This is a genomic window from Cellvibrio sp. KY-GH-1, assembly GCF_008806975.1.
In the GTDB taxonomy this organism is placed as follows: Bacteria; Pseudomonadota; Gammaproteobacteria; order Pseudomonadales; family Cellvibrionaceae; genus Cellvibrio.
In genome coordinates this window covers 1941252-1962964 of sequence record NZ_CP031728.1, presented here as the reverse complement: position 1 = coordinate 1962964, position 21713 = coordinate 1941252, and the positions used below count along the sequence as shown (strand labels likewise).

Annotated in this window: 32 protein-coding genes; all 32 read right to left on the bottom strand. The window is 44.4% G+C overall.

Annotated elements, in window-relative coordinates:
* Positions 1-46 precede the first annotated feature (46 nt).
* Entirely contained in the window at positions 47-874 is an 828-nt protein-coding gene (locus tag D0C16_RS08450; protein ID WP_151031907.1) for a DUF932 domain-containing protein, read from the bottom strand.
* A gap of 243 nt (positions 875-1117) precedes the next feature.
* Positions 1118-2263 (bottom strand): DUF6878 family protein, encoded by a 1146-nt coding sequence (locus D0C16_RS08445; RefSeq protein WP_151031906.1) that lies wholly within the window; start codon positions 2261-2263, stop codon positions 1118-1120.
* Positions 2260-2622: a hypothetical protein gene (locus D0C16_RS08440; RefSeq protein ID WP_151031905.1), complete on the bottom strand. Its 363-nt coding sequence runs from the start codon at positions 2620-2622 to the stop codon at positions 2260-2262. The genes D0C16_RS08445 and D0C16_RS08440 overlap by 4 nt, the downstream gene beginning before the upstream one ends.
* 240 nt (positions 2623-2862) lie before the next feature.
* Positions 2863-3186, bottom strand: coding sequence for a hypothetical protein (locus D0C16_RS08435; RefSeq protein WP_151031904.1), 324 nt, complete (start codon positions 3184-3186; stop codon positions 2863-2865).
* A 77-nt stretch (positions 3187-3263) separates the two neighbouring features.
* Complete coding sequence (locus D0C16_RS08430; RefSeq protein WP_151031903.1) at positions 3264-3599, bottom strand: hypothetical protein; 336 nt, start codon at positions 3597-3599, stop codon at positions 3264-3266.
* Positions 3600-3619: 20 nt separating this feature from the next.
* Positions 3620-3886: a hypothetical protein gene (locus tag D0C16_RS08425; protein WP_151031902.1), complete on the bottom strand. Its 267-nt coding sequence runs from the start codon at positions 3884-3886 to the stop codon at positions 3620-3622.
* Positions 3887-3911: 25 nt separating this feature from the next.
* Complete coding sequence (locus tag D0C16_RS08420) at positions 3912-4337, bottom strand: antirestriction protein (RefSeq protein ID WP_151031901.1); 426 nt, start codon at positions 4335-4337, stop codon at positions 3912-3914.
* 95 nt (positions 4338-4432) lie between these two features.
* Positions 4433-4936, bottom strand: coding sequence for a RadC family protein (locus tag D0C16_RS08415; protein WP_151031900.1), 504 nt, complete (start codon positions 4934-4936; stop codon positions 4433-4435).
* 730 nt (positions 4937-5666) lie between these two features.
* On the bottom strand, positions 5667-6482 hold the full coding sequence (locus D0C16_RS08410) for a DUF3577 domain-containing protein (protein WP_191968671.1): 816 nt from the start codon (positions 6480-6482) through the stop codon (positions 5667-5669).
* A 234-nt stretch (positions 6483-6716) separates the two neighbouring features.
* Entirely contained in the window at positions 6717-7076 is a 360-nt protein-coding gene (locus D0C16_RS08405) for a hypothetical protein (RefSeq protein ID WP_151031898.1), read from the bottom strand.
* A gap of 615 nt (positions 7077-7691) precedes the next feature.
* On the bottom strand, positions 7692-7913 hold the full coding sequence (locus D0C16_RS08400; RefSeq protein ID WP_151031897.1) for a hypothetical protein: 222 nt from the start codon (positions 7911-7913) through the stop codon (positions 7692-7694).
* 27 nt (positions 7914-7940) lie between these two features.
* Positions 7941-8294 (bottom strand): hypothetical protein, encoded by a 354-nt coding sequence (locus D0C16_RS24765; protein ID WP_370458209.1) that lies wholly within the window; start codon positions 8292-8294, stop codon positions 7941-7943.
* A 223-nt stretch (positions 8295-8517) separates the two neighbouring features.
* Positions 8518-9969, bottom strand: a complete 1452-nt coding sequence (locus D0C16_RS08390) for a PcfJ domain-containing protein (protein ID WP_151031896.1) — start codon at positions 9967-9969, stop codon at positions 8518-8520.
* 20 nt (positions 9970-9989) lie between these two features.
* Positions 9990-10619, bottom strand: a complete 630-nt coding sequence (locus D0C16_RS08385) for a hypothetical protein (protein ID WP_151031895.1) — start codon at positions 10617-10619, stop codon at positions 9990-9992.
* A 22-nt stretch (positions 10620-10641) separates the two neighbouring features.
* On the bottom strand, positions 10642-11067 hold the full coding sequence (locus D0C16_RS08380; protein WP_151031894.1) for a hypothetical protein: 426 nt from the start codon (positions 11065-11067) through the stop codon (positions 10642-10644).
* A gap of 8 nt (positions 11068-11075) precedes the next feature.
* Positions 11076-11336 (bottom strand): hypothetical protein, encoded by a 261-nt coding sequence (locus tag D0C16_RS08375; protein WP_151031893.1) that lies wholly within the window; start codon positions 11334-11336, stop codon positions 11076-11078.
* A gap of 25 nt (positions 11337-11361) precedes the next feature.
* On the bottom strand, positions 11362-12036 hold the full coding sequence (locus D0C16_RS08370) for a DUF2786 domain-containing protein (RefSeq protein ID WP_151031892.1): 675 nt from the start codon (positions 12034-12036) through the stop codon (positions 11362-11364).
* Between the two features lie 65 nt (positions 12037-12101).
* Positions 12102-12407 carry a hypothetical protein gene (locus D0C16_RS08365; protein ID WP_151031891.1) on the bottom strand — a complete coding sequence of 102 codons (306 nt, stop codon included), beginning with the start codon at positions 12405-12407 and terminating at the stop codon, positions 12102-12104.
* Between the two features lie 249 nt (positions 12408-12656).
* The gene (locus D0C16_RS08360; protein ID WP_151031890.1) at positions 12657-13265 is read right to left on the bottom strand and encodes a hypothetical protein; all 609 of its coding nucleotides are present in this window, start codon (positions 13263-13265) and stop codon (positions 12657-12659) included.
* Positions 13262-14041: a hypothetical protein gene (locus D0C16_RS08355; protein ID WP_151031889.1), complete on the bottom strand. Its 780-nt coding sequence runs from the start codon at positions 14039-14041 to the stop codon at positions 13262-13264. Before D0C16_RS08355 ends, D0C16_RS08360 begins: the two co-directional genes overlap by 4 nt.
* Positions 14038-14454: a hypothetical protein gene (locus tag D0C16_RS08350; RefSeq protein WP_151031888.1), complete on the bottom strand. Its 417-nt coding sequence runs from the start codon at positions 14452-14454 to the stop codon at positions 14038-14040. Before D0C16_RS08350 ends, D0C16_RS08355 begins: the two co-directional genes overlap by 4 nt.
* Positions 14451-14867: a hypothetical protein gene (locus D0C16_RS08345; RefSeq protein ID WP_151031887.1), complete on the bottom strand. Its 417-nt coding sequence runs from the start codon at positions 14865-14867 to the stop codon at positions 14451-14453. The genes D0C16_RS08350 and D0C16_RS08345 overlap by 4 nt, the downstream gene beginning before the upstream one ends.
* A gap of 93 nt (positions 14868-14960) precedes the next feature.
* Positions 14961-15710 carry a complement resistance protein TraT gene (locus tag D0C16_RS08340; RefSeq protein WP_151031886.1) on the bottom strand — a complete coding sequence of 250 codons (750 nt, stop codon included), beginning with the start codon at positions 15708-15710 and terminating at the stop codon, positions 14961-14963.
* Positions 15711-15756: 46 nt separating this feature from the next.
* On the bottom strand, positions 15757-15945 hold the full coding sequence (csrA, locus tag D0C16_RS08335; protein ID WP_151031885.1) for a carbon storage regulator CsrA: 189 nt from the start codon (positions 15943-15945) through the stop codon (positions 15757-15759).
* Positions 15946-15948: 3 nt separating this feature from the next.
* On the bottom strand, positions 15949-16380 hold the full coding sequence (locus tag D0C16_RS08330) for a hypothetical protein (protein ID WP_151031884.1): 432 nt from the start codon (positions 16378-16380) through the stop codon (positions 15949-15951).
* Entirely contained in the window at positions 16359-16751 is a 393-nt protein-coding gene (locus tag D0C16_RS08325) for a hypothetical protein (RefSeq protein WP_151031883.1), read from the bottom strand. Before D0C16_RS08325 ends, D0C16_RS08330 begins: the two co-directional genes overlap by 22 nt.
* Entirely contained in the window at positions 16748-18733 is a 1986-nt protein-coding gene (locus D0C16_RS08320; protein ID WP_151031882.1) for a DNA topoisomerase, read from the bottom strand. Before D0C16_RS08320 ends, D0C16_RS08325 begins: the two co-directional genes overlap by 4 nt.
* 21 nt (positions 18734-18754) lie before the next feature.
* A complete protein-coding gene (locus D0C16_RS08315) occupies positions 18755-19231 on the bottom strand; it encodes a single-stranded DNA-binding protein (RefSeq protein ID WP_151031881.1) in 477 nt (158 codons plus the stop codon).
* 260 nt (positions 19232-19491) lie between these two features.
* Positions 19492-20016 carry a hypothetical protein gene (locus tag D0C16_RS08310; protein WP_151031880.1) on the bottom strand — a complete coding sequence of 175 codons (525 nt, stop codon included), beginning with the start codon at positions 20014-20016 and terminating at the stop codon, positions 19492-19494.
* Positions 20017-20403 (bottom strand): hypothetical protein, encoded by a 387-nt coding sequence (locus D0C16_RS08305; RefSeq protein WP_151031879.1) that lies wholly within the window; start codon positions 20401-20403, stop codon positions 20017-20019.
* 30 nt (positions 20404-20433) lie between these two features.
* The gene (locus tag D0C16_RS08300) at positions 20434-20925 is read right to left on the bottom strand and encodes a hypothetical protein (RefSeq protein WP_151031878.1); all 492 of its coding nucleotides are present in this window, start codon (positions 20923-20925) and stop codon (positions 20434-20436) included.
* Between the two features lie 19 nt (positions 20926-20944).
* Positions 20945-21493, bottom strand: coding sequence for a DnaT-like ssDNA-binding domain-containing protein (locus tag D0C16_RS08295; RefSeq protein WP_151031877.1), 549 nt, complete (start codon positions 21491-21493; stop codon positions 20945-20947).
* Between the last annotated feature and the right edge of the window lie 220 nt (positions 21494-21713).

Below are 21713 nucleotides of genomic sequence, written 5' to 3'. Positions count from 1 at the left end.
CCTGAAAAAAGCCCTCATGATAGAGGGCGTTTAATAAAAATAATAATTACGATTTGAGTTTGCGTAGACCATCGGCCAATAACCACAATGCTCGATTTAATTTAATATTTTGATCGATACCTGCGACTGCTCGAGTTCGTTGGCGGTTGCCAGTAGCGGTTCGACCAGGCAGGCCTCCTTTGATAAGATTTTCTTGTGTGCGATTAAACACGCTCCATAAATCTGAATTCCGATCGTCTCTGCGACGCGGCATTAAAATTTGACTTTCTGTAATCGGCGCAGGCCTTTCCGGATCATCGTATTTTAATGTGAGTGCCGCAGATGCAAACACTTCAGCTTCACCTGAATCCAGGCTAATTGCTTGCATGGCTTCCTGTGATTCTGCGACTCGTTCGAACCCACCCAGGACTTCATAGGCACCTTCGATTACATGCCCGGTGACGTCACCTTTGTGTGGTATGCGAACGTCCATCAGAGTATCGCCGTAGACCAAGCCATTCTGACATACAAAGCGAAACATACCCGCTAACATTTGATAGCTGCTGGTGCCGTCATGAGAATTCAGCAATATTATTTCGTTTGCTTCTGCCCCGTTAATTTGACTGGCGTGACGCAAACGAATCATATGCTTGGTGAATTCACGACGATCATCATTTCTGACTCTTGTCTGACACACCATAAAGGGTTGAAAGCCTTCGGATCGCAATTCATTCAACACAGCGCAGGTTGGAATGTAACTGTATCGTTCCGAGCGACTTGTATGTGGCATTTCTGCAAAGATTGATGGGGCTACTCTACGGATTTGATCATCTGACAGTGGATAATCAGATCGTAAAGCGGGTGCGCCTGATTTGAATCGAGATGAAAGTTGCATGATATTTTCCTCTTGGAGTTAGATGATAAAACCCCAACAGAAATACCTTGCCCATCGGGTAGGTAATCCCGATGGGGGTAGGTTCAGGTATAAAAACCGCGCTATCTTGCAGAACCCATGGATAGCTTTTTAAGAACAGCATTTTGCTGGCTTAAATTTTATTCGTGAATATTTTCAGAAACGCGATTAAAAATATTCACGAATAAAACCCAACCGGAAAACCGGTTGGGAGTGTGACGTGAGTTATGTCGATTCAGTTAATGCAGGTACAACAAGTTGCTCCATAAATTCTTCAACGCTCCATTCGTTAGCATATTCCGTTACTGATTCAACATAGTTTTGATTAACTTCAAACTCGATGTTACCAGTTTGGAAATTAATTGAAAAATGTCCTTGGCCACCGTCATTGTTATACCAGTCAACACCTGTCATTTCGAGATAGCCATATACGATATCTTCAATGGCTTTATCTAGTGGCAAGTCGCGACCGCATTCACGATGAATCCATTGCCCGTCCTGATAGTCCCGGGTTTGATCCAGAATGTGAACCACAGGCATTGTCGCAGGTGGCGGCTGCATCTCGACGTAATCAATATGGCCATCATCACCGGATCCGGAAAAGCCCACATAGATTTCTTGAATGTCCAGTTTTATCAGCACTGGCAAAAGCGCCGTGAGATTAATCTGGTGCAACGCCCGGCTTCCATCAGGCGAGCTGGTTTCAAGTCGAGGGAAATCCAAACCCAGGTAGTTATACACCTGTTTGCGAATTTCATTCGACGCGACAGCGTTTAACCGTGTTTTTATTTGGCCAATGCGAACTGGAGTTTCGCTATGGTTTGTTTGGATTAATTCGACAGTCCATCGGGTGTGATCCAGGAATAGACAGAGAATTGCAGTTTGCTGGGACGCTAACCGCTCGTGATAACTGGCTACACAATGTTGCTGGCGTAAGCCTTCCATTCCCAAGCGGCGTGATGATTTAATCAGATACCCGGGATAGCTTGATGCAATATGTTTTTCAAAAAATGTTACATCATAGGTTACATTTTTTGCTGCCAACATTTTCAGCGTTGCCAGACGTGAGAGCTTGTTGTGCTCATTGCGCCAACGTTGCTCCGACCATTCAAGGCGAATTTTACGTTGGTGTTGTTTGGCCATGGCCACAACATCTCCGACCGGTACGCCTTTACTGCGCAGGAACAAATAGCTGCCGGTAAACCATAAGCTTTTACTGATATCGCCGGCGAGCTGAGCGGCATCAAGTACCGTATGCAAAGTAGGAGCATCTACATGCCCCAGGGAGAATTGCCCCAAGAGTTTTTTTCCTACTTTTGCGGGTAACTCGGATAAACGTTCTACGATTGGATCCACAGTGGCAGCGCTCATGATTGCACCTCCGTTTTAGAGAGATTGCCCAAAAAAGTACCGCGAGACATCCATACCTCCGGAACGATTTTAGACAGCCAATCTGCCAGATTGGGAACTCGGCCACCGCAATCCTCCATTACGTGTTGTTCGCCAATATAGCGAACAGGAACGGGTTTGCCTTCCGAATTGATGATAGTGGTACCGAACAACCGCTCCGCTTCAAAAATCCCCTCAGCGTGATGCCGAAGTGCGCGGTGCCGATAATCACAAAATGATTCTTTGGTTTCATCAAACCATCGATGAATGGCCAGATAGTCATCAGGGATACCGCCAAACTTGCGAGCTGACGATTCAGCATGAAAATAAGGGTGCGTCATAAGATGCTCCTTGATAGTGACGGGGCATCCTCCTGACGGGGAATTCCCGTCAGGGTTTAAGGATAGGCTTTCGCCCATGTTTGAGTTTAGGATCCGGCCTAAGCCGCGTTGCCTTTCAGATCCCGTGGGCAACTTTTTAAGGGTGGTAAATATCGCCACGCTTAAATCTTTATTTCGCAATCCTCTTCACGAAAAGGATTCTGAAATAAGGCCCATTCAAGAGAATGGGCAATCAGTTATTCAGTCTTCACAACTGCAACAATTTGAAACAGGCCATTGATACTGCGATGAAAGTTCGTCCGCATATTCCATGGCCATAGCATGTTTTGAAAAATCGCCTACAGACTCAATCCCTCCCTCGGTACAGTGCAAATAAACACTGTAGAGTTCAGGATTTTCATCATCAATCACATAATAGGTATCTTCAGGGTCATCCTCTTCATTGAGGTTAACCACACCATGAACTTCAATGGCGTCGTACCAGTTGGGAACACCTTTAATGATGCTTTCTGCATAACGATCATTTATTAATACAAGCATTGGATCTTCTGAAGCAACACACATATATTCTCCTGAAATAATAATTCCAGTGGGAAAGCACCCATTGGGAAGTGCTTCCCAATGGGTAGTTAGCTACGGTGTTAACCAATGAATGTTCGGGTATAAGTTCCGTCCACCATTGCATGGCGAACATCTTTATTGCCCATTTTGACTTCCCCATCTTTCTCAATTTCTAGAAGCATTTCAGTTGGGACTGAAATATTCAGCGCAGTCAATTTTTCGAGATAAGGTATTAATGAGTCAGGATGTGGATTCCGTTCCCATAAGTTTGAATAAACCAAACCCTCATCGTCGTCATCTTCTGGATCCTCCTGATAATCAATTACCATGAAAAAGCCATTCAATGGGCGATCAAAACCCATCAGTACTTCAATAGGTTTTCCGGCATAGGTTGTTTTGAAATAATGACGAGACATAGAAATTTCCTCGGTGTGGCTTAGCGAAAGCCGTGATTGATTGTTTGAATGCCTTTTTCGGCAAGATGTTTTGTTAGTGCATCAGCGAATAGTTTGGCGTGATCCAATTCCTGAAAATCGGCACACCACATCAACTCATCTGACTTACCGGTATACACACCAAATAGATGCGCCTTTTCCACTGCAGAAACGGGTAAGGTCTCGTAGATATCGCCAGTTTCACTGTTGATAAAACAAGCCCGAACTTCTATTTCCAGCATTTCATTGTTCGCAACTTCATTGTTCATATTTTCTCCGGTACGGATAATGTAATTAGTTAATCGCTGATAAAATTAATTGCCCCTCAGGATGTAGTCGTGCGTATTCGTACAATGCATGAAATCCTTCAATCAAATAATCAAGATTGTGTTGTTCAGCCAGTCGTGAATAAACGAATAAGTTCGCTACCAGACTTGCTGCATCGGCAGACATTGTTCCTTCGAAGTAATTGCTATCAATTTCCACGAAAAATTTCTTGTCGGATTTCAGTGACATATAAAATCCCCCATTGCTAAGTTCGATAAATTCCCAATAACCGCTCTTGTAGGATTTAGCGAACTTATTCATGTGGTCATAGACATTATTTTCGAATACTAGGAACAGTCCCGGAAATCGTCTTGGTAATGTCTGCATGCGCAAGTGTCCGGGCACCGGGATTGCATTGATCGCTGAAGTTGCTGGTGATAAAACAGTACTCATGATGATTCTCCTTAACGAAAAAAATAAATGAGGAAAATCATCAGCCCCAGGGGAATGATGAAATTCCCCTGGGGTGAGAGTGGCAAACGCCTGGATTAGATTAAGCCGCGCTCTGCAAATGAGAGTGATTCGGTACCCGATACAATAAAGTGATCCAATACTCGAACATCTACTAACTCCAACGCTGAAACTAATCGTTGAGTTATGCGTTGATCTGCTGTGCTCGCTTCAAGCATTCCGCTTGGATGGTTGTGGGCAAGCAAAACAGCTGCAGCGTTATATTTAAGGGCCGCTTTAACAACTTCGCGAGGATAAACGGCAGCGCCATCTATCGTTCCCATAAATAAATCTTCAGATGCAATTAAGCGATTCTGATTATCGAGAAAGATAACGCAAAATATTTCGCGCTCTGCTTTCCCTAATCTCAGCATCAGATATTGTCGAACTAACTGCGGGCTTGTTAACAACGTGTCGCGTTGCTCCATCATTGATTCCATGATGTGCTTCGCGGCATTGATAACTTCTTCAGCAGTGGTGTAATTGAATGTAGGCTGGTGCCTAATGTGTGAGGATAGCGCCACCAAAGGTGAGATCATCATCGATAAAATATCGTTGCACTGTGGATGATCGTTTTTAAGGGCAGCTTTCGCTGATCTTAAATTTCAAAAATAATGAATTTGTTTTCGACTCAGCACCAAAAATAAATTCATTACTTCTGCATAACAGTGACACATCCATGTGTCTTGGGGTGTTTGTCTTGATGGGTGTGGATCGCAACAAACTACATTCGCGCACAGTCAATTCTGCACAACGATTCACGTCTATTTCTCGCGGACGGGCGCGAATTTGAAGGGATAATGAGCAGTGCTCTGAGAGTGCACCACAGTTGTATACGATGGTGCTTTGTCAAAGCACTGCATATCCGGAACGAAAACGGCCCGGGTACACAGTACCAAGGCCGTTTCTTTGATGGAGCGTGTCGCATCTCATTGCGATGTGATGGCCGAGGTGGCTTGAGTCACCAATTTCTGACGTTGGAGGACACCTAACGGTGTTACAACATTGGTTTCTCGCTCAGCGGGAGGATACAAGGAGGTAGATCGAATACCTACGGACATTTAACCCTGTGTGGTCCGTCAAACCCGTGAGGGCTAAGGGTCGCAGAGACAGCTGCGTCTGGAGAACTGGTGGCGCAATCATACCATAGCACTCGGAATCTTGATCAAGTGCTGTGGTATGACACCTTCAGGAATGGTTAACCCATTCCTAAAAGTATCAAGAATAACCAGCCGATGGCTGATAAAGCGCCGCTCTGCTTGGCTGGTTTCGTTACTGCTGAAACCCGCTTTGCTGGCAATTGCCGGTGTTCTGGTAATTGCCCGTTAACGGCTTTGGGACAGATGGCAAGTTCCATACTGCGTTGGCTTTGGAGAAGACATAACCGGCATTTTTCAATGCATGGTATTTCTCATTGAATGCTGGATCTGATTTTTCCAGTTTGATATTCGCCAAACACCAAGCGAGCTTATCATTGCTCCAACGATAACCTTGCTGTTTCAAACGATCCTTTGCTGCACTGAAGTTAGGATCATTTTTTTGCAACGTTACCAACAATGGTAATCCGAACAGGTTTTGGCTATTGGATGATTGAAGTGATGGTGAATTGCTTTGTGTAGCAGCTGGCTGTTGCGCAGGTACACCAAAATCAGTCGTAGTGACTTGTTTCAAGTCAATTGCCATATCACCCACTTTTAACGCTATGAGTGAGATTAAATTGGCTTGCCAATTAACACCTAACTGACCCGCGAGATTGCTGTTATTGCCATAAATAAATGGCTCAACAGTTACATCCGATATACGTGCAGTCACCCATACCTTGGACTGGTCAGTATTGAGCTGATTAGCGTAAGGTTTGAGAATATCGACAAGTTTTAAATTGACGATGTTGACGTTGATAAATGTTTTACGTGGTTTTTGTGGATTACCTTCATACATGCAGAAGGTACTCACCCAAAACGGTTTGAAATCCTGTCCAGGCTTAGGGGTAATCTCCTTCAAGCCATTCAGATAACCGCATGCTTCAGTATGAGCGTTAAACCAGCGAACATTATTCAAAACTGCAGAATTTACATTAGAGATTGACATGGTATTTCTCCTGGGGCTGAAAAAAGAAAACCCGCTAAGGAGAGACCACGCCCGATGGGAGTGATTGTCCCAGCGGGGTGAGGTTGGCAGATGCCGTGTTTGAAAGGTTAGGTAAGCTTGAAAAGCTTGATCACTAAAATACCTGTGGTGATCGGCTAAAGGCTCGATGAAAGTCATCGAAACTTGGCATTAGTATTATTAGCACAAACCGCTTAGGCGTACAACTTAACCCGGTTATTTGGGGCGAGATTTTGAGGGGATTGCCTCACCCAGGGGGGAGCTAAAGGTCATTTTGTCTGAAAGCGTTGGTGGGCGGCGGCGAAGATCCTTTTCCAAGTCCAACAGGTTCACCAGGTTACCGATAGTGGCGTCCAGAATATAGGGAACCAGGTAAGCTCTATTCTGCTGCAGGGCGACGGATATCAATTCCAGGCGTTGAATTTCATTGTCGTAGGTGACGGCCGTAATTGACCATGGTGCCTGGCCATTGGAATACAGTCCCATGATTCGCTTGCGTTCTGCCTCAAAAGCAACCGGGTCGTTAACCGCGTATACCACTGTGACATAGTTTGGCGCAGAAATTGACTTACCCATAGATTCCAACTCCGTGTCCATTTTGGACGACTTTGGCGACACTTATTGATGCTTCTTAAAGTGTAGCCCTAAAGCGCTGATGTGAAAGTGATCACAAAATGTCGGCACGAAAAAAAGCCAGCGGGTGCTGGCTTGAAACACGTTATTTTTGAACACTCTCTAACTCGACTAGACGGTATTAATCACAGTCGCAATACTCTGAATTTCGGCGGCATTGCTTGCACAAGGGCCGCGATTTTGGCAGAGCATCCACAATTTTTTTCATCAATTGAATTTGCGGGGAGTCATTGAGGCGATACAAGCCCGTCAAATCGCCTAATGATTCACTTTTTGATTCATCTTCAATAAATTCTGACAGTATGTACAAACAACGATGCAACAGTGGAAAGTCGGATGCCAATAAACCGTGAGGCAAAAATGTCCCCTCAGTGTTTTTGGTATAAAAGTCCAGATCCGACGTTCGATATTGATTGCCGTTTCCGCGCCAACAAAATTCATCTGAAATATCCATCTCGTTTTGCCCAAAAGTAAAGCGAGAGTGAGCCATCAAACGATTTATCGATTCGCGTAATACAACCGGCATAATGATCTGGGAAGGGCGTCATCGGGCTAACCTCATGGATGAATGCAATCTTTCAGTTTCGAAATAACTGCGTTCAGCAGAGGTAATTCCTCTTGATTCAACACATCCACACCACGATCATATGCTTTAAGTACAGCAGCACATTCATCGCGGGTAAGATCTACTGAGCAAGGTAAATCCCGGGTCAATTCTCGATAATAATCAAGATCCTGGGGCGCGAATAAACCTAAACCGGAAGTAGACAGTTCAGCCATTTGTATTCTCCTTAGCAGGATGGATGATTAGATCTCATAATTGAATTGAGTCCATTGACCTGATTCAAGTGCGTGGCTTGCGTCATTCTCGCGAGTCCAATATTCATTGGATTCACGAGACAGAGGGCCTTGTTGTTCATCGCACGTACCGATGTAAAAACCGCGAGCGGATTTCAAGACTTTTAATGGAATACCGTTAACTGATTTCTTGATAACACCGTAGTCAATCGACAGCATCCAGTCGCTCTGTGTCATTAGCTGATCAATCTCTGCTAATCGAGCATCCGTGAGGTCAGTTTCTTCACCTTTGGCAATAGCGAGTTCAAGCGAATAGGCTTCGCGTTCTAATGCCAAAAAGGCTTGTTTTGATAAAAAACACATAGCTAGTCTCCTGGTTAGATAGTAAAACAGGAGATGCATTACCTTGCGGGAATGTTCTCCCGAAGGTGGGTATGAAAAGGCATGAGCCGTGAAGGAATATTAGGCACCGTCTTTCGACGCAACCACTTGATGTGCCTGTGGTGGTTCTGGAAAGGATCTAGCCGTAGGCTAAATGCTTTGTGAGTATAAAATAACCCAGGTATCCGCGCAAATAGCAATCCGCTTACCTGGATAGCTGGGTATGGCTGTCATCGGACAAAAACTGAAAATTGTGTATCACCACCATTGAGTCGTCGTTATCTGTCGCATCTATCAGCAACTGTCTTTGGGCATTGAATACATATTTTGCTGCCGCATTTAACTGTTCATTTTCCACGGGGTCATCATAATTCGTTTTATGTTGTTGTATGACCAACTTTAGACTGTCATGGCCACGCCTAACACCCAATTCAAGTGTGCTTCGTTGGCCGTCTTGTGTTCGAAGAGAAAAAATAATCGAACGTCCAAAATAGACTTGTTCGTGGTATGACGCTACACAATGAGTTAATTCCCTTCCTTCGATTATCAGGGCTGCACGACTGGAAAGCAGCGTTGCCGTAACACCTCGATACTGCAGCTCTTTTATCCAAGGGATTTCAAAGGAATATTCCTGATAATAATGTTCATGAATCGTCGTGTTTAATAACTTTGTTAGCGCTTTATGTTCACGCTCAATGCGATTGAACGACCAGTGATCATTGAATGGCTCGTTCAGTCTATTTGCCATGCGACGGCAATCCTTAATGGTCTGCATAGCGTCTCGAAAAAAATGAGGATCGGTTACTTTTTTGCATTGCTTTGCAGCAACCGCAATAGTCAATGAATATTGAAAAATCTGGGCTTCTGATGGATCTAGGTCGATAACTTCATAATCACCATTGTCCAGATAATCATAATGGTATTCATTTCCCTCTATTGCCCGAAGAAAAGCGTTAGATTGCATAATGCCCGAGGGCAATGCATTAAGTGCCTCCAGGATTGGTTTTGCGGTAACGATCGGAACTGTCTGCAATGCAGGTGATTTTAATTCGTTAAATGAGAAGCATGGTCTTATCAATGGAGAAAGCGTTGCTGTGAACGAGGCGCATTTAAATATCAGTTTATTTCGGGATGCTGAGTTTTTACAAAGTGATTTCCAAAGAGATGCGCCAAGACCAGCTTTAATGGTGTTGACATTGGCACCGAAAAATAAAATAGCGGGGATAAGATGAAATTCTTTATTCTTGACGGTTTCCATAATTAAATCGCGGAAACAGTGAAATCGATATACCAGTTCATTATCCAAATGCTTTCCTTTGCGACAGAACCGATGAATTAATTTACTATCCTCACCCACCCATAATGCATAACTGAGTTTTTGATAACGGCGATTAAATTTCCCACCAAGATGGGTGCGATAGAATAATGCATATTGTTCAAACGTACTGTTTTGCGGAAAGCTGACATTGTTATGCCTCAATATGGTGTCTTTACGCGTTTGTTGATTATCGGAGTAAATATACAAGTCTGGGTAGCAATTATAGAATTTTCCGACCTGGAGGCACTTAGGGGAATTGTGAAGCACTAATTCCAGCTGTGTTATTGGCGAAACCAAATCTGTATCTGTGCTCATATGAGATGTGTCTTGCGCAAACATGTATTTACCTTCGGCTATTGCTATGCCATTTCGGAAATATTCGGAACGAGAGATAATTGTGATTCAACCTGTCGTGCAATTTGTTGCGCAAACGCATCCTCTGAGTGATTGTCCGCCCAATAGATAAGTTGTTGCGCGAAGGTGTTTATAATCTGCTCGGATTCACAGCATTCGACAAATCGCTTCATCAATGAAAACAGATGGCTTCTGGACTTCCTCAACGCTGTCCGTTTGGCGGCCGTCTGAAAATCTTCGTTGATCCAATTAGGCCCCATAGACGCTTTGTCTTTGGAGGCCACAATGGAATAGTAAGGTTGTTCATCGCTACCGCGCATATGCTCATCGGCAAGATAAAATAATATCGAGGCAAGCTGTACGGTCGAGCCCGTATCGAGACTCCATAGCATTCTGCGGCGGTTGCCTTGCTTCCCGGATTCCGTTTTATAAAGATCCCGGAAATCAAAAACCAGGTGGTCATGGCCATTGTGGGCAATATCAACACAAAATCCTTCCATAGAGCCTGGGCGACGTTGCTCGCTACGAAATTTTATTCCGTCTTTGTTGTTGACCCTTTTGAATGGAAAATACGTTGGAACGAGATCGAGAGAGGTTTCGAGTTTTTCAACTTGGGAATTATCACGCTTATTCATGTGGTGTTCTCAATTAGCAGGCTTACTCATCCAATCCAAATAATGCCTGGCGGGCTTCGCGAATTGCAGTTTCAGCTTCGTATGCCAAGGCATCCTCATCGACTATTTCATGATAAGACTTGAAATAATGCATGAAACGATTGGCGTCTTCCGCACAAAGGGCCCTGGAAAATCGATAGGCATTATTTAATGCATGGCGCAGCCACACTTCATAAATACAAGATTGTTGAACAAGGTTTTCACATAGATCACGCAATGTGCCCACGCTTACGAATTTCAATTTCCCTACTGACAACCGTAAATAAGGTATTGACGAATCTTTAATAAATACCAAGTCCGTATCTGCAGGAGTGTATTTTAAAATCGAAAACTCCATTGAGTTTCGAATCCACACCTGAAGTTCATCAAGGTATTTAATATCCTCATCCGTTAATAGGCTTTGTGCCATGAAATCACCTACTGAATAGTATTGCTTAACCGCTTAAACAGTGCAGGCTGAATGATATCGACATACAGTTGATTATCAATTCGAAGCAAATTATTTGCCTGACGAAGATTATTTCTGGATGGTGATTTTTGGATAAACTGTGCCAGCTGATTCAGACTGCCAATATAACTTTTGAGATCCTGCTGCAATTGAGCTTCCGCATGGGCAGCGACAAGTTCCTTTGCAATCTCATCAATGTATTCAATAAATGCTGTTCTATTTTCATTCATTCAAAAATTCCTCATTAGCTATCAATCAATGCAAATGATTTAATCCTGTGCGCCGGTCTTGATTCACAGCTTTATGTAACTTGGTGCTTTGTCCTGCTTCGTATCCGGCATAGGCTGCCCGAAAGTCACGCTTAATCACTTTTCGTGACTCAAGTTCTCTGGTGGGAATAGCAGGAAGGTTTTTATCAAAATACGCCTTGATGACTTTCTCGGCCGTTTCATCTGCCTCAGCAAATCGCATGACAGTGCTCCAAACGCCATTCACCCAATTCTCGGCAAAAATTTCACCGCGTCGACGTTTGGTGGTTAATTTGCAACGGGAAAGAGTTGCTACATATTTTTTTCTTGCAGCAGTTAATTGATTTTGAAGTGCGACAAATGCGTATTCACAAAATTGCGGACTATTGTCCAATCCGATGAACACCACTTTAGAGCCTTGTATGGATGATTCTGTAATGACACGGCAATTGAATGCCTTAGCGCAGGTCTGTGCTAATGTGAGCATCCACACGGGGGGACGCTTGCCTGCTGGATGTTTTACCGTATTGGCTTCTGAGGCATCAATGTCCTGCATATCCAGACGGTGTTCTTGCATCAGCTTTTGAGCTTGCCTCCAGGCAATCTCCGCCTCATGAGGATTGGATGAACCTGCCATTGCCAGACATTTTTTGATTCTTTCCAGAATACGCTCATCGCTCATATTTATTTCTCACACTGAATACACTATAGCTACGTTAATTAAACTATCGAATTACAAGGAATTACTTAATTCAAGCGCCAAACTTCATCAATCATGTTCTGCCGAAGCCGCTGCATTAATCGTGTGTGTGCGTGCTTCTCGGCACGTTTCATTTTCCTCAGGTAAACAGATTCATTTCTGCAATGCTTGTGTTGCACGAAAAATCGTCTGCACGCACCGCGAGGCGGCTTATCCTTTAAACCAAGCCGCTTAAACCACTCGCCATAGGCAACTTGGCCATTTACATGAAATAAAAACACTTCACGTAATTTGGGGTCGCCTTTCGGGTCAAAAGGAAAGCTTTTGGTGTTGGATTCAATCAATCTGACCATGAATAACTTCCCGTCTTTAAGTGAAAATTTATAAATACCGAGCGCAGGCTAAATGCCACTGCGCAACTTCCCAACAACTGCTTCCCCGTGCGGAATAGTTATTAAAGAATCCACCATTTGAAAGCAGGTATTTTGCCTTGCGCCTGTGAGCTCTGCGTCTTTTACGTCGATCAGCTGGCCAACCATGTTCAACCGCTTGAGCGGTTCGCATGGGTTTAATCCTGTCTATGGAGTGATGTGAAGGTGTCATTATTCCTTACCTGATTGTTTATTCTGGCGATCAATCAAATACGGTTCCTTCTTCGCATCTGGATGATTATTTTGAATGTCCGATAAATAATAATCGCCCCGTGCTTCTGCCAGATCTTCATCAGTTAATGCTTTTCCGAGTTCGGGAAAGTAATGCGCTATTGCATTTGTTTCATCCACCAGCCGTGAAAGATAGTGATCAATATTGTGCAAATGATAGGGAGTAGAAAATTCACAGGTCTGACTTGAGACTAACGTTGTGAGTAAATGCCTGTATTCCTGCTGGACTTTCCAGTTGGGGTAATTGCCCAGATAGGTGTATATGCGCAGATAAAATTGTCTTAAGGCTTCCAGCTCATTGGTCTGTTGTTTTGATTGATCATCGATGTCGCCAAGCCGCTGTTCTGCAGAGCGGAATTTCTGAGTGTCCAATAATCTTCCAGTTATTATTCCTAGCAATGCAAATCCCGTTGCAAGAAGTGATGTGGCAGGGGCAGTGTCACGCATTCCTTGATTAAGAGGCGAAAAATGCATGACGATTGCAGCTATTAAAAGCAGTACTGAAAATAGGTTTAACGTTGGATGCAGTATTTTAATTGTGTTCTTCATGGGGCCGATGCCTCTGGATCGCTAGCCTTTCTTTCTATCAATAGATTTATTGGGCAATTTGGGGATGGGGTGATGAATTCGCCATTGCGTAACCGAATTCGACGATCCACTATTTCATCCACAGAGTAGATTCTGGGTTGTTCCGGGTAAGCAGATCCAGGTGGTCTGGTATCTCGTGATACGTCTGCAGCGGTAAACTCGCCCCAGATTTCAACATCATCAATACATCCATAATGTTTAAACACACTCCGTAAGCTGGTCGCGACCGACCATTGCTCGCCCTGCAAAAATAAAGCTTTATAAATTGGAAGCGCTTCTTGGATATTCCCGTACCTGATCATTGCATTGGCCTTGAGAAATAAAACTTCAGGCACTTTTCCCGTGTAAAGAGCCATTGCAGAAGATTCATTTATATCCAAGCCATGCTTCAAATCGGATGCTGTAGACAACCCGTGAGAAAACAAAAGATCAATATGGCTGGTTGTAGCAAGTGCTTTAATGAATGCTCGCTCGTTCTCACTGCTGCAAACCCATGTATTAGCCAAGGCATAGCATTCGGCTAGCTTATCCAGTGCAAATTTGACGTTGTCCATTGTTTGATTGGCAATGTATTGTCGAATGGCCGTGTTGCTGGTTTCTACACTCTCATCCCTCACGCGATCATCATGAATAAATCCGTAATAGACAAAAGCACCAAAAAATAAAACGACGACTACAGCGATGACACCATTAAAGAGGAAATCTATTGTCCGGTTTTTTATAGGTTGACTGATCATAGTTGGTCTTCCTTCTTGCGGCGGAAAACACGATAGAGCGACCAAATAGCGTAAGTGCCAATGAAAAGTGAAAAGAACCAAATTACAAGGCGCTCAATAAATGTTTGCTTTTTGGGTGGCTCTGATATTTCAGGTTCTTTTGCTACCAGTGTGTTATCACCTGTAGTTTTCCTGGATAAATCAATAACCAAAATTTGGTCTACTTCAGCTTCAAACGCTGATAATTCTTGGCGACTTGGGTTCGGTATTTCTTTCAAGAAAAGAACTAGTTTGGATTTCACTTCTTCTGATGAAGACTGATTGACTCGTGAAACCAGGCTTTCCAATTCGCTACTGGATGCGGGGCTGTTCTGCCAAAATGTTACCCCCACAATCAGAATACACACCAATATCATCACAAAAGAACTGTTCATTGCTGTTCTCCTGCGGTGTCACGGTTGTCTTGTTGAGTGTTATTTTTTTCGACATCGGTAGTGGTTGGGGTAATAACTTTATATTTATAGTCGCTTTTAAAGAGATGTTCTTCTTCGGTGGCGAACCACCAATCAGGATTTTCTTTTGGCTGAAAATTAATTTCTTCGCCATTGGCGTAGGCAGTAATAATTGGCAAATTATCCTTCCAAAACTTCCGCGAATATCCTTCATCTTCATTGTCATCACTTGCAATATATCCGGCCACACCTAACACAAATGCAACAGCCAATACTGACCGATACCAAACGGGCCATTCGAGAATGTTCCAGGATAAAAATATAAGATAAGACGCGAAATATACAGAAAGGCCAAGCAACAAAAATTTAATGAGATAGACAAATCGTAGCTTCACAAAAAATCTCCTGATAGTAATGACTCATGTCGATATTGCGGAATTTAAAAAAGCCGCCCCGAAGGACGGCAACGACAGACCGCGCTAGCGCGATTAGAAAAATCCACTCATTGCTGCAGCTGTTTTTGAGTAAATAGGCTCAGCTGCTTCTTCCAGGTTTAAGTTCGCTTTATTGGCCGTGGTGACAATACGTGTGCGGTACTCTTTCATATTGCTGATTTCATCAACGGTTTGTTTTGTGTAGCCGTGATCAGATACTTTGGTGTCAATATCCGTTGCGCGTTTTACGACGGCACCATTCTTGGTGCGCTCCTTGATTTGCACATCGCACACCAACATGTAAGTGACATCTTTTACTAAGGCACCACTGACCAAATCGACACCAGCGCCGAGAACACCACCGGCAACGGCACCTTTCCAATCACCACGCGCTGCGCCTCCAATGGCTGCACCGGCTAAAATGCCGCCTTCATAACCCTTGTTTAGCGCCTGTTCGGATGCACTGGGTGAAGCCTTCTCCAGGTTCAGCACAAACGCAGACAGAATAAATTGCGCTTGCTCCGGATCATCAATAAGACGGTAGTTATTATCATTAATGGCAAAGCTGTCTTTCAGCAGTTTTTTAAATATTGCGCGATCAAATTCCTGCACACTGCTTTTTACGTCCACGTATACCGTGCGTTTTGCCGGTGCAACGGGATCAATAAAAATAGCGGTACTGGTTTTGGTTTGGACATCCAGGTCTTTTTTGGATAGCGCAGTATTGGTAGCGGCGCACCCTGATAAAACAAATACTCCGGCAGTGATAACAGTTAAGGTCATGCGTTTAACGAACGAGGTCATAGTCAACTCCTGTTGCTAGGTTTGTGGTAGAAAAATTAATGCTTGGTTATCGTGGTTTGTATTGCGTTACACGCTCTCGTTGCTTGCGCTGGTAGATTTCTTCGCGATCAACAGCGACGTCTTCTGGAGCGTTAATTCCCAGGCGCACCTGGTTACCTTTGTTGCCAAGTACAGTGACGGTGACTTCATCACCGATCATGAGCGTTTCACCAATCCGGCGAGTCAGAATCAACATGACTTACTCCTGCAGTGACAGGGAATGCTGGGTTTCTTTCACGTCGAACCAGATAACTCGATGTAGCGTGTCGCTACGCAATTGCCAGGCTTCGCCCGCAATCGTCTGTAAAGCATCATTCAATGTCACCGGGCCTAATTCCCGGATCACCGACGGTAGCGGTAATGTGTTCAGCAGTTGGTCTTGGCCATCCGGGCTCTGCCAGCGATAGCCGGATCCTTTTAATACTTCTCGCAAGGCATCACCCACCATCGATACATCTTTGCCTAGCGACAAATTCACAATGGATTTGAGCGGTGATTTTTGGTCAGCTCGTGCCTCAGCCGTTACCAGTGTGTAGCGGTCAGTTCGAACCTGGTTCTCACGTTGTTCTGCTTGTACGGCCGTACTGCTGCACAGCAAGGCGAGTAAGACTAATTTGCGGCGGATTTGCATGGTGTAATCTCCTGAGTGAGTGTTTCCTGTGTTGTTGGTGAAGCGGATCCCGCAGCCAGAAGTAGCTCCTGGTTGAGATGTTCTAATTGCTGCTCGATGCTAAGCAGCTCGAGACTCAGCGCTGCTGTCTTGCGCTGCAGGGAAATCAATTTTTTCAACTCGCGTTCGCGAATAACTGCGCCTTCAAGAAATTGATTTAAATCAGAATTGAGAGCGCCCTGCGATGCACTCATGCGCGCACGGACTTCCTGATGCAGCGAATGGAGTTCTGCAGCAGGATGCAGATAAATAATTCTTCGAATCTCATCCGCTCGCGCTGATAGTTGTTTCATTGCTCGTTCAATGACGTCTCGTGAAATTTGATCATTCATGCATTGCTACCTTGTGCCCAGGAAAAGAAGCGACACGTAGGGAAGCTGGTGCAGCCCTTGAATTCTTTGCCTTGATTTTTTCCACTGTTAATGGTGCGTAACACCATTGTTCCTTTCTGGCACTCCGGGCATTTGTCGCCCACTTTTACGGTGCCTGTTGTGGGCGATTTATTACTGGCTGGTTTAGCAGTGGTTTGAGTGGCAGTTTTTTTAGTGGATGTTTTCTCGGGTGTTTTTGATGCGCTTTGGTCGTTTGCGAATTGGGAAATCAGGGCTTTAACCTGATCAGGGATTGCTGCAGCACGGAATTTTTCAATCTCCTGCAGCAATGCATCATGGGCATGACTTATCACAGGTAAGTAGTCTGCTTTTCGTGAGGCAATTTTGTCGAACGACTCTTCAATGTCGGCGGTGTATAGGTATTCCATAAATGAAAAATAATTTTTCAATAAATGGATAACCGCGATGCCTTTGGGTGTGGGTGTAAATTTCAGTGTTTTATGCCGTGTCACATAATCCAGCGTGACGATGCGCTCAATAATGGTGGCATAGGTGGATGGTCTACCAATTCCCAGGCGATCCAATTCTTTTACCAGGGATTTTTCGGTGTATACCAACGGTGGTTCTGTATATTTGACATCGAGCTTCACGGATTCACAGGCAATACGTTCACCAATTTTTAAATCCGGTAGTGAAACAGGAGGTTCTTCCTCTTCGTCCTCACTGGTGGACAGTGACGTAATGGGTATGCACTTTTCAGCAGCATTTCGCCAGCCTGCAGTCTTCATGCGGGTGGCATTGGTTTTGAAAAAATCCATTGCCTCATTGTGAAATTGCACGGTTGTCAGAATGTCTTCACCCGCGCTCAATTGCGATTCCAGAGTGACTTTCCATATCCAGGAATACACGTCGCGCATGATCTTATCGTCAATCTCGGGGCCCAATACCAGCAAGTTAATATCAGTGACCCGTATACATTCATGCGCTTGCTGTGCGCTGTCTTTGGCTTTGTGAAACGGTGCCTGTAACGGTAGGGGTAATTGCTTGCCTCGGGCGAATGCCCGTATCTGCTCAATAAAGTCTTTTGATATGTTGGGGCTATCAGTGCGGTGATAGGTAATTAAACCGGCCTCAAACAGCTTCTGCGCGGCCGCCATGGATTGTTTAGTGGTTAGCTTGAGTTTTGTTGCCATCAGCTGCACAAAGGCGCTGGAGGTCAATGGTACGGGTGGTGAGATTTGCTTGGGCTTTTGATTAACCGCATCGACAATTAATGCCTTGGTGCGCTTTTCGATCATTTCTGCCCGCGCACGATCAGTCATCAATTGACCGGGGGGTAATCCGTTCACCCAAGTGGCAGTAAAGCTTATACCCGCATGTTTAAGCGTTGCTGTTACACCAAAGTGCTCAACAGGTTTAAATGCCTGGATAGCGAGATGGCGTTCAACGATCAGCCGCAATACAACGGACTGAACGCGTCCACCGGTAAAAAAATGATTGATACCCAGGGATTTAAATTTGGCATTGAGTTCCCGGGTGATCAGGTACCCAACATAGCGATCCAGCACACGGCGTGCTTCTTGTGCCCTGACCAACGCCCAATTGATTTGGCGTTTGTTGGCAATCGCTATTTCAAGTGCTTTCTTGGAAATCTCATCAAAGGTAATGCGGGATATCTTGGTTTTATGGGTATTGCCCAATTCGTTGACCACATGTCCTGCAATCGCTTCACCCTCGCGATCAAGGTCAGTGGCGACATAGATAATGGTGGCTTTTTTGGCGGCATCGGTAATGTCTTTAACAACCTTGCCTTTGCCGTGAATGGTTTGCCATTGCGGTTTGTGATGCGGTGGTTCGACACCCATGGTGTCTACCGGCAAATCCTTGATATGGCCCAGCGTAGCCAGGATTTTAAACGTGGGAAAATACTCCCGCATTTTCTTGGCTTTCGCCGGACTTTCAACGATCAGTAAGGTAGACATCCTGGGCGTCCTTATCCGTGGTTATTCGGGAATTTCGTCTTCGTAGTTATGCGGTATGTTTTGGTTCGCATAATCAAAACTATCGCCGCCAGTATTTCCGTTGGTCTGACCTTTGCGCTCGGCATAAATAATTTTTTCAATACCCAGCGGCACAATTGCAACTACGTCAGCTGTTATCACGATAACGGTGCGCTCTTGGCCTTTGTATGCACCTTTGGTGGCTACATAAGTTTCTTGACTCTGTGAGCCAGCAACATATACGCGAGCGCCTTTAATCAAATGTTCGTTGAAAATTTCTGCGCGTTTGCCCCAAATTTCCACCTTGCCCCAAAAACCGCCTGAATCTTCATACTCACCTGTGGCTTGATTTAATTTGTCCACGTTGAAGCGTGCTGAAAACTTCAAAACCGCTTTTTGTTCTGTACCGTTTTTTATCGGTACATACGATAGTGTTGGTGCGCTTCCTAAATTACCTTCACCCGCAAAATAATTTCCCATAGGGTATGCCTCGTTGATCAGTGGATTCGTGACTGAAAAGCGGCTGCATCATTCCTTAAATGAAAACAGTAAAACAGTCAGAAAATGTGCTCCGCCTGTACAAATAAAAAAGGCGCTCAACGAGCGCCAAAGTATGATGTTTCGTGTGTCGCTTGGGATACGTTGAAGGTTCCAGCAACACGATCATTGTAGGGAGGGTCGTCACTGAAAACCGCAATCAAATCGTAAGCGGCTTGTGCAACATGAATAGTGTGTTTCTCTCAAAAATCGTTATAGCTTTTCCCCGGGGCTAACTTTTCAGCGATCACGTCGTACATATTGAGATCTGAATATCGAATCACCCATAGGCCTGCGTTGGGATTATGTTTGTCCGCTTTGATAGTGATATCCAGGCCTGTTACACCTGAGTAATGCTCACTCTGGCGTTCAAGCTCTGCAGTCAGTTTTTGATCGCTACTGCCTTTCAGTTTGTTGCGAAATTTACTTACACTTGTGCACTTGGCAATCGCGTCCCGCGCTGCTTTTTCCTGCTTCTTGGGTGCAAGGGAGGCAATGGCTCTCACCATTGAAAAGGTAATTTTTCCAGCCTGAAATAAACTCATTACTTCCGGTACCAGATTGCGGTATACCCGAAGGTAATGCCGTACCTGGTAATCCGGGAGTTTTGATTGTTTGGAAATGACAGCATTTTTGATGCCTGCGTCGGCGAGCTGGCCGATCAGGTTAACTTTTACCCGACAGTCGGTGCTGTGCTTTAGCGTATTTAACCAATCTTGCGTTTCCATTTAATGCACTTTTCGTTGAGTAAAAAAGTGTCCTGCCTTGATGGTGTCAGATGTCAATTTTATATCGCGAATGACCCAAACGGATTCATCTTGTAAGCCAACTGACTTAGCGTAGTCATTGGTAATGATCAGGCATTCCTCAACCATTTTTGATGTGGATTTTCTGCAGTCACGATAGGTGGTCACCAGTGTTTGATGCGCGTACCCTTTGTCCATGAGGGTTTCCCATTGATCCTTCGCGAAGTGCTCATGCTGTATTCGCTTCCATTCATCGAAACAAGCAATGATGAATAAAGCTGAAAATATTGCTATAAATATTTTTTGTACCGGAATCTTATCCACAAAAGGAATGTATTCGGAATTATTGTGATCATTTCCTGAGCTCATTATCATTCTCCGAGATTAGCTATTCATGAATCAATTTTGATTCTGAGCTTTTTTAGACGCATCTCCAGACTGCTGTACAAACGTCAAATAGCTACCATTTACTTTTGCTTGATTTGCACGATCTACAACAACACCGTGCCAGATGTCGCTTGGCGTTAATTTGCTAACGTCCATGTTGAAATGCTGCAGGAAAAACAGTCGGGCTGAGAGTACTCGCTTGTTATAGAAAGAATATTTCCAAGGCTTCCGTAGATAGACTAAAAAGAAAACAGACAAGGAGAAGATGATGGCCGCAACAACCGTAATCACAATGTTAGTGACTGAAGTAAAAGGTACGTTGTTCGGTGTTGTTTCTGAGAATACTACCAACAAGGTGATCATGGAGATCCACACAAAAATATAAGCCATTCCTAATAATGTTTCATGGCGGCGTTCCAGATCGTTCATGTACTCAAACAATAATTGCTTTCCCATGTCCGGCAAGTATGCCAGGTCTTTTGCAGTCAATATTTTAATCATCATGGTTCCTCAAAAAGTTTGGTTATTTGAATGCCGACCCGTTGAGCATTAATCCATCCGCCCAACTCTTGTCGAGCAGGTTTTCCAGCAGCGGGATGTCGCGAGTACTGCGTGGGCGGTTTGAATCGACATGGCGATTGCCGCGTTTAATTTTGGCAAACGCAAATTGCTTGGCCCATTTGAATTTTGCATGCTGGATGAACTTGGTATTCCAGGAGGGATAGCAGCGCTGCGTTTCCTTCCAGTACAAAATGAATTCCGGTACCAGCTTATGGATAAAATCATCATCCATGTTTGCGTGACGCAATATTTCAACTGCCTCATTGCATGGCTGCCAATCACTGCTAATTGGAGTGGCGGTTACACCTGATTGGGGCAAGTTGTTAAACCTGCTCCATTGGTTTTTTACGTGCTGTATAAATTTGCCATTCCAGGATGCTTCTATGGTTCCGCGTTCCATCCAGTAAATGACAAATTCTGGCACTGCATCTTCAGCAAAAGCCTGATTGATCCCTAATATGCCTGTGATCAAGGCCATGGTGTCTTCGCTTGGGCGCCATGTGGTGGTCATTCGGGTTGCTTGGGGTAGGGCGGCCGCTGAATATGACTCATCACTTACGCCTGGGTTCGTTGTAGCTGCTCGGCACCGCCAACGAGCCATGACAAACTTTAAAAAAACATCAGGCTGATTTGTTGAAAGTTGTGGTACTTCTTGATTGAAAAGCTGAACCTGTTCTTTGATGTAATGTTCAGGGATTGCGAATGAACAAATGCGTTGAATCAATGCATTG

Bases quoted from the DNA above. Each gene is read 5' to 3' on its own strand.
- D0C16_RS08450 (WP_151031907.1), bottom strand. From the start codon at position 874: ATGCAACTTTCATCTCGATTCAAATCAGGCGCACCCGCTTTACGATCT.
- D0C16_RS08445 (WP_151031906.1), bottom strand. From the start codon at position 2,263: ATGAGCGCTGCCACTGTGGATCCAATCGTAGAACGTTTATCCGAGTTA.
- D0C16_RS08440 (WP_151031905.1), bottom strand. From the start codon at position 2,622: ATGACGCACCCTTATTTTCATGCTGAATCGTCAGCTCGCAAGTTTGGC.
- D0C16_RS08435 (WP_151031904.1), bottom strand. From the start codon at position 3,186: ATGTGTGTTGCTTCAGAAGATCCAATGCTTGTATTAATAAATGATCGT.
- D0C16_RS08430 (WP_151031903.1), bottom strand. From the start codon at position 3,599: ATGTCTCGTCATTATTTCAAAACAACCTATGCCGGAAAACCTATTGAA.
- D0C16_RS08425 (WP_151031902.1), bottom strand. From the start codon at position 3,886: ATGAACAATGAAGTTGCGAACAATGAAATGCTGGAAATAGAAGTTCGG.
- D0C16_RS08420 (WP_151031901.1), bottom strand. From the start codon at position 4,337: ATGAGTACTGTTTTATCACCAGCAACTTCAGCGATCAATGCAATCCCG.
- D0C16_RS08415 (WP_151031900.1), bottom strand. From the start codon at position 4,936: ATGATGATCTCACCTTTGGTGGCGCTATCCTCACACATTAGGCACCAG.
- D0C16_RS08410 (WP_191968671.1), bottom strand. From the start codon at position 6,482: ATGTCAATCTCTAATGTAAATTCTGCAGTTTTGAATAATGTTCGCTGG.
- D0C16_RS08405 (WP_151031898.1), bottom strand. From the start codon at position 7,076: ATGGGTAAGTCAATTTCTGCGCCAAACTATGTCACAGTGGTATACGCG.
- D0C16_RS08400 (WP_151031897.1), bottom strand. From the start codon at position 7,913: ATGGCTGAACTGTCTACTTCCGGTTTAGGTTTATTCGCGCCCCAGGAT.
- D0C16_RS24765 (WP_370458209.1), bottom strand. From the start codon at position 8,294: ATGTGTTTTTTATCAAAACAAGCCTTTTTGGCATTAGAACGCGAAGCC.
- D0C16_RS08390 (WP_151031896.1), bottom strand. From the start codon at position 9,969: ATGTTTGCGCAAGACACATCTCATATGAGCACAGATACAGATTTGGTT.
- D0C16_RS08385 (WP_151031895.1), bottom strand. From the start codon at position 10,619: ATGAATAAGCGTGATAATTCCCAAGTTGAAAAACTCGAAACCTCTCTC.
- D0C16_RS08380 (WP_151031894.1), bottom strand. From the start codon at position 11,067: ATGGCACAAAGCCTATTAACGGATGAGGATATTAAATACCTTGATGAA.
- D0C16_RS08375 (WP_151031893.1), bottom strand. From the start codon at position 11,336: ATGAATGAAAATAGAACAGCATTTATTGAATACATTGATGAGATTGCA.
- D0C16_RS08370 (WP_151031892.1), bottom strand. From the start codon at position 12,036: ATGAGCGATGAGCGTATTCTGGAAAGAATCAAAAAATGTCTGGCAATG.
- D0C16_RS08365 (WP_151031891.1), bottom strand. From the start codon at position 12,407: ATGGTCAGATTGATTGAATCCAACACCAAAAGCTTTCCTTTTGACCCG.
- D0C16_RS08360 (WP_151031890.1), bottom strand. From the start codon at position 13,265: ATGAAGAACACAATTAAAATACTGCATCCAACGTTAAACCTATTTTCA.
- D0C16_RS08355 (WP_151031889.1), bottom strand. From the start codon at position 14,041: ATGATCAGTCAACCTATAAAAAACCGGACAATAGATTTCCTCTTTAAT.
- D0C16_RS08350 (WP_151031888.1), bottom strand. From the start codon at position 14,454: ATGAACAGTTCTTTTGTGATGATATTGGTGTGTATTCTGATTGTGGGG.
- D0C16_RS08340 (WP_151031886.1), bottom strand. From the start codon at position 15,710: ATGACCTCGTTCGTTAAACGCATGACCTTAACTGTTATCACTGCCGGA.
- csrA (WP_151031885.1), bottom strand. From the start codon at position 15,945: ATGTTGATTCTGACTCGCCGGATTGGTGAAACGCTCATGATCGGTGAT.
- D0C16_RS08330 (WP_151031884.1), bottom strand. From the start codon at position 16,380: ATGCAAATCCGCCGCAAATTAGTCTTACTCGCCTTGCTGTGCAGCAGT.
- D0C16_RS08325 (WP_151031883.1), bottom strand. From the start codon at position 16,751: ATGAATGATCAAATTTCACGAGACGTCATTGAACGAGCAATGAAACAA.
- D0C16_RS08320 (WP_151031882.1), bottom strand. From the start codon at position 18,733: ATGTCTACCTTACTGATCGTTGAAAGTCCGGCGAAAGCCAAGAAAATG.
- D0C16_RS08315 (WP_151031881.1), bottom strand. From the start codon at position 19,231: ATGGGAAATTATTTTGCGGGTGAAGGTAATTTAGGAAGCGCACCAACA.
- D0C16_RS08310 (WP_151031880.1), bottom strand. From the start codon at position 20,016: ATGGAAACGCAAGATTGGTTAAATACGCTAAAGCACAGCACCGACTGT.
- D0C16_RS08305 (WP_151031879.1), bottom strand. From the start codon at position 20,403: ATGAGCTCAGGAAATGATCACAATAATTCCGAATACATTCCTTTTGTG.
- D0C16_RS08300 (WP_151031878.1), bottom strand. From the start codon at position 20,925: ATGATGATTAAAATATTGACTGCAAAAGACCTGGCATACTTGCCGGAC.
- D0C16_RS08295 (WP_151031877.1), bottom strand. From the start codon at position 21,493: ATGACCACCACATGGCGCCCAAGCGAAGACACCATGGCCTTGATCACA.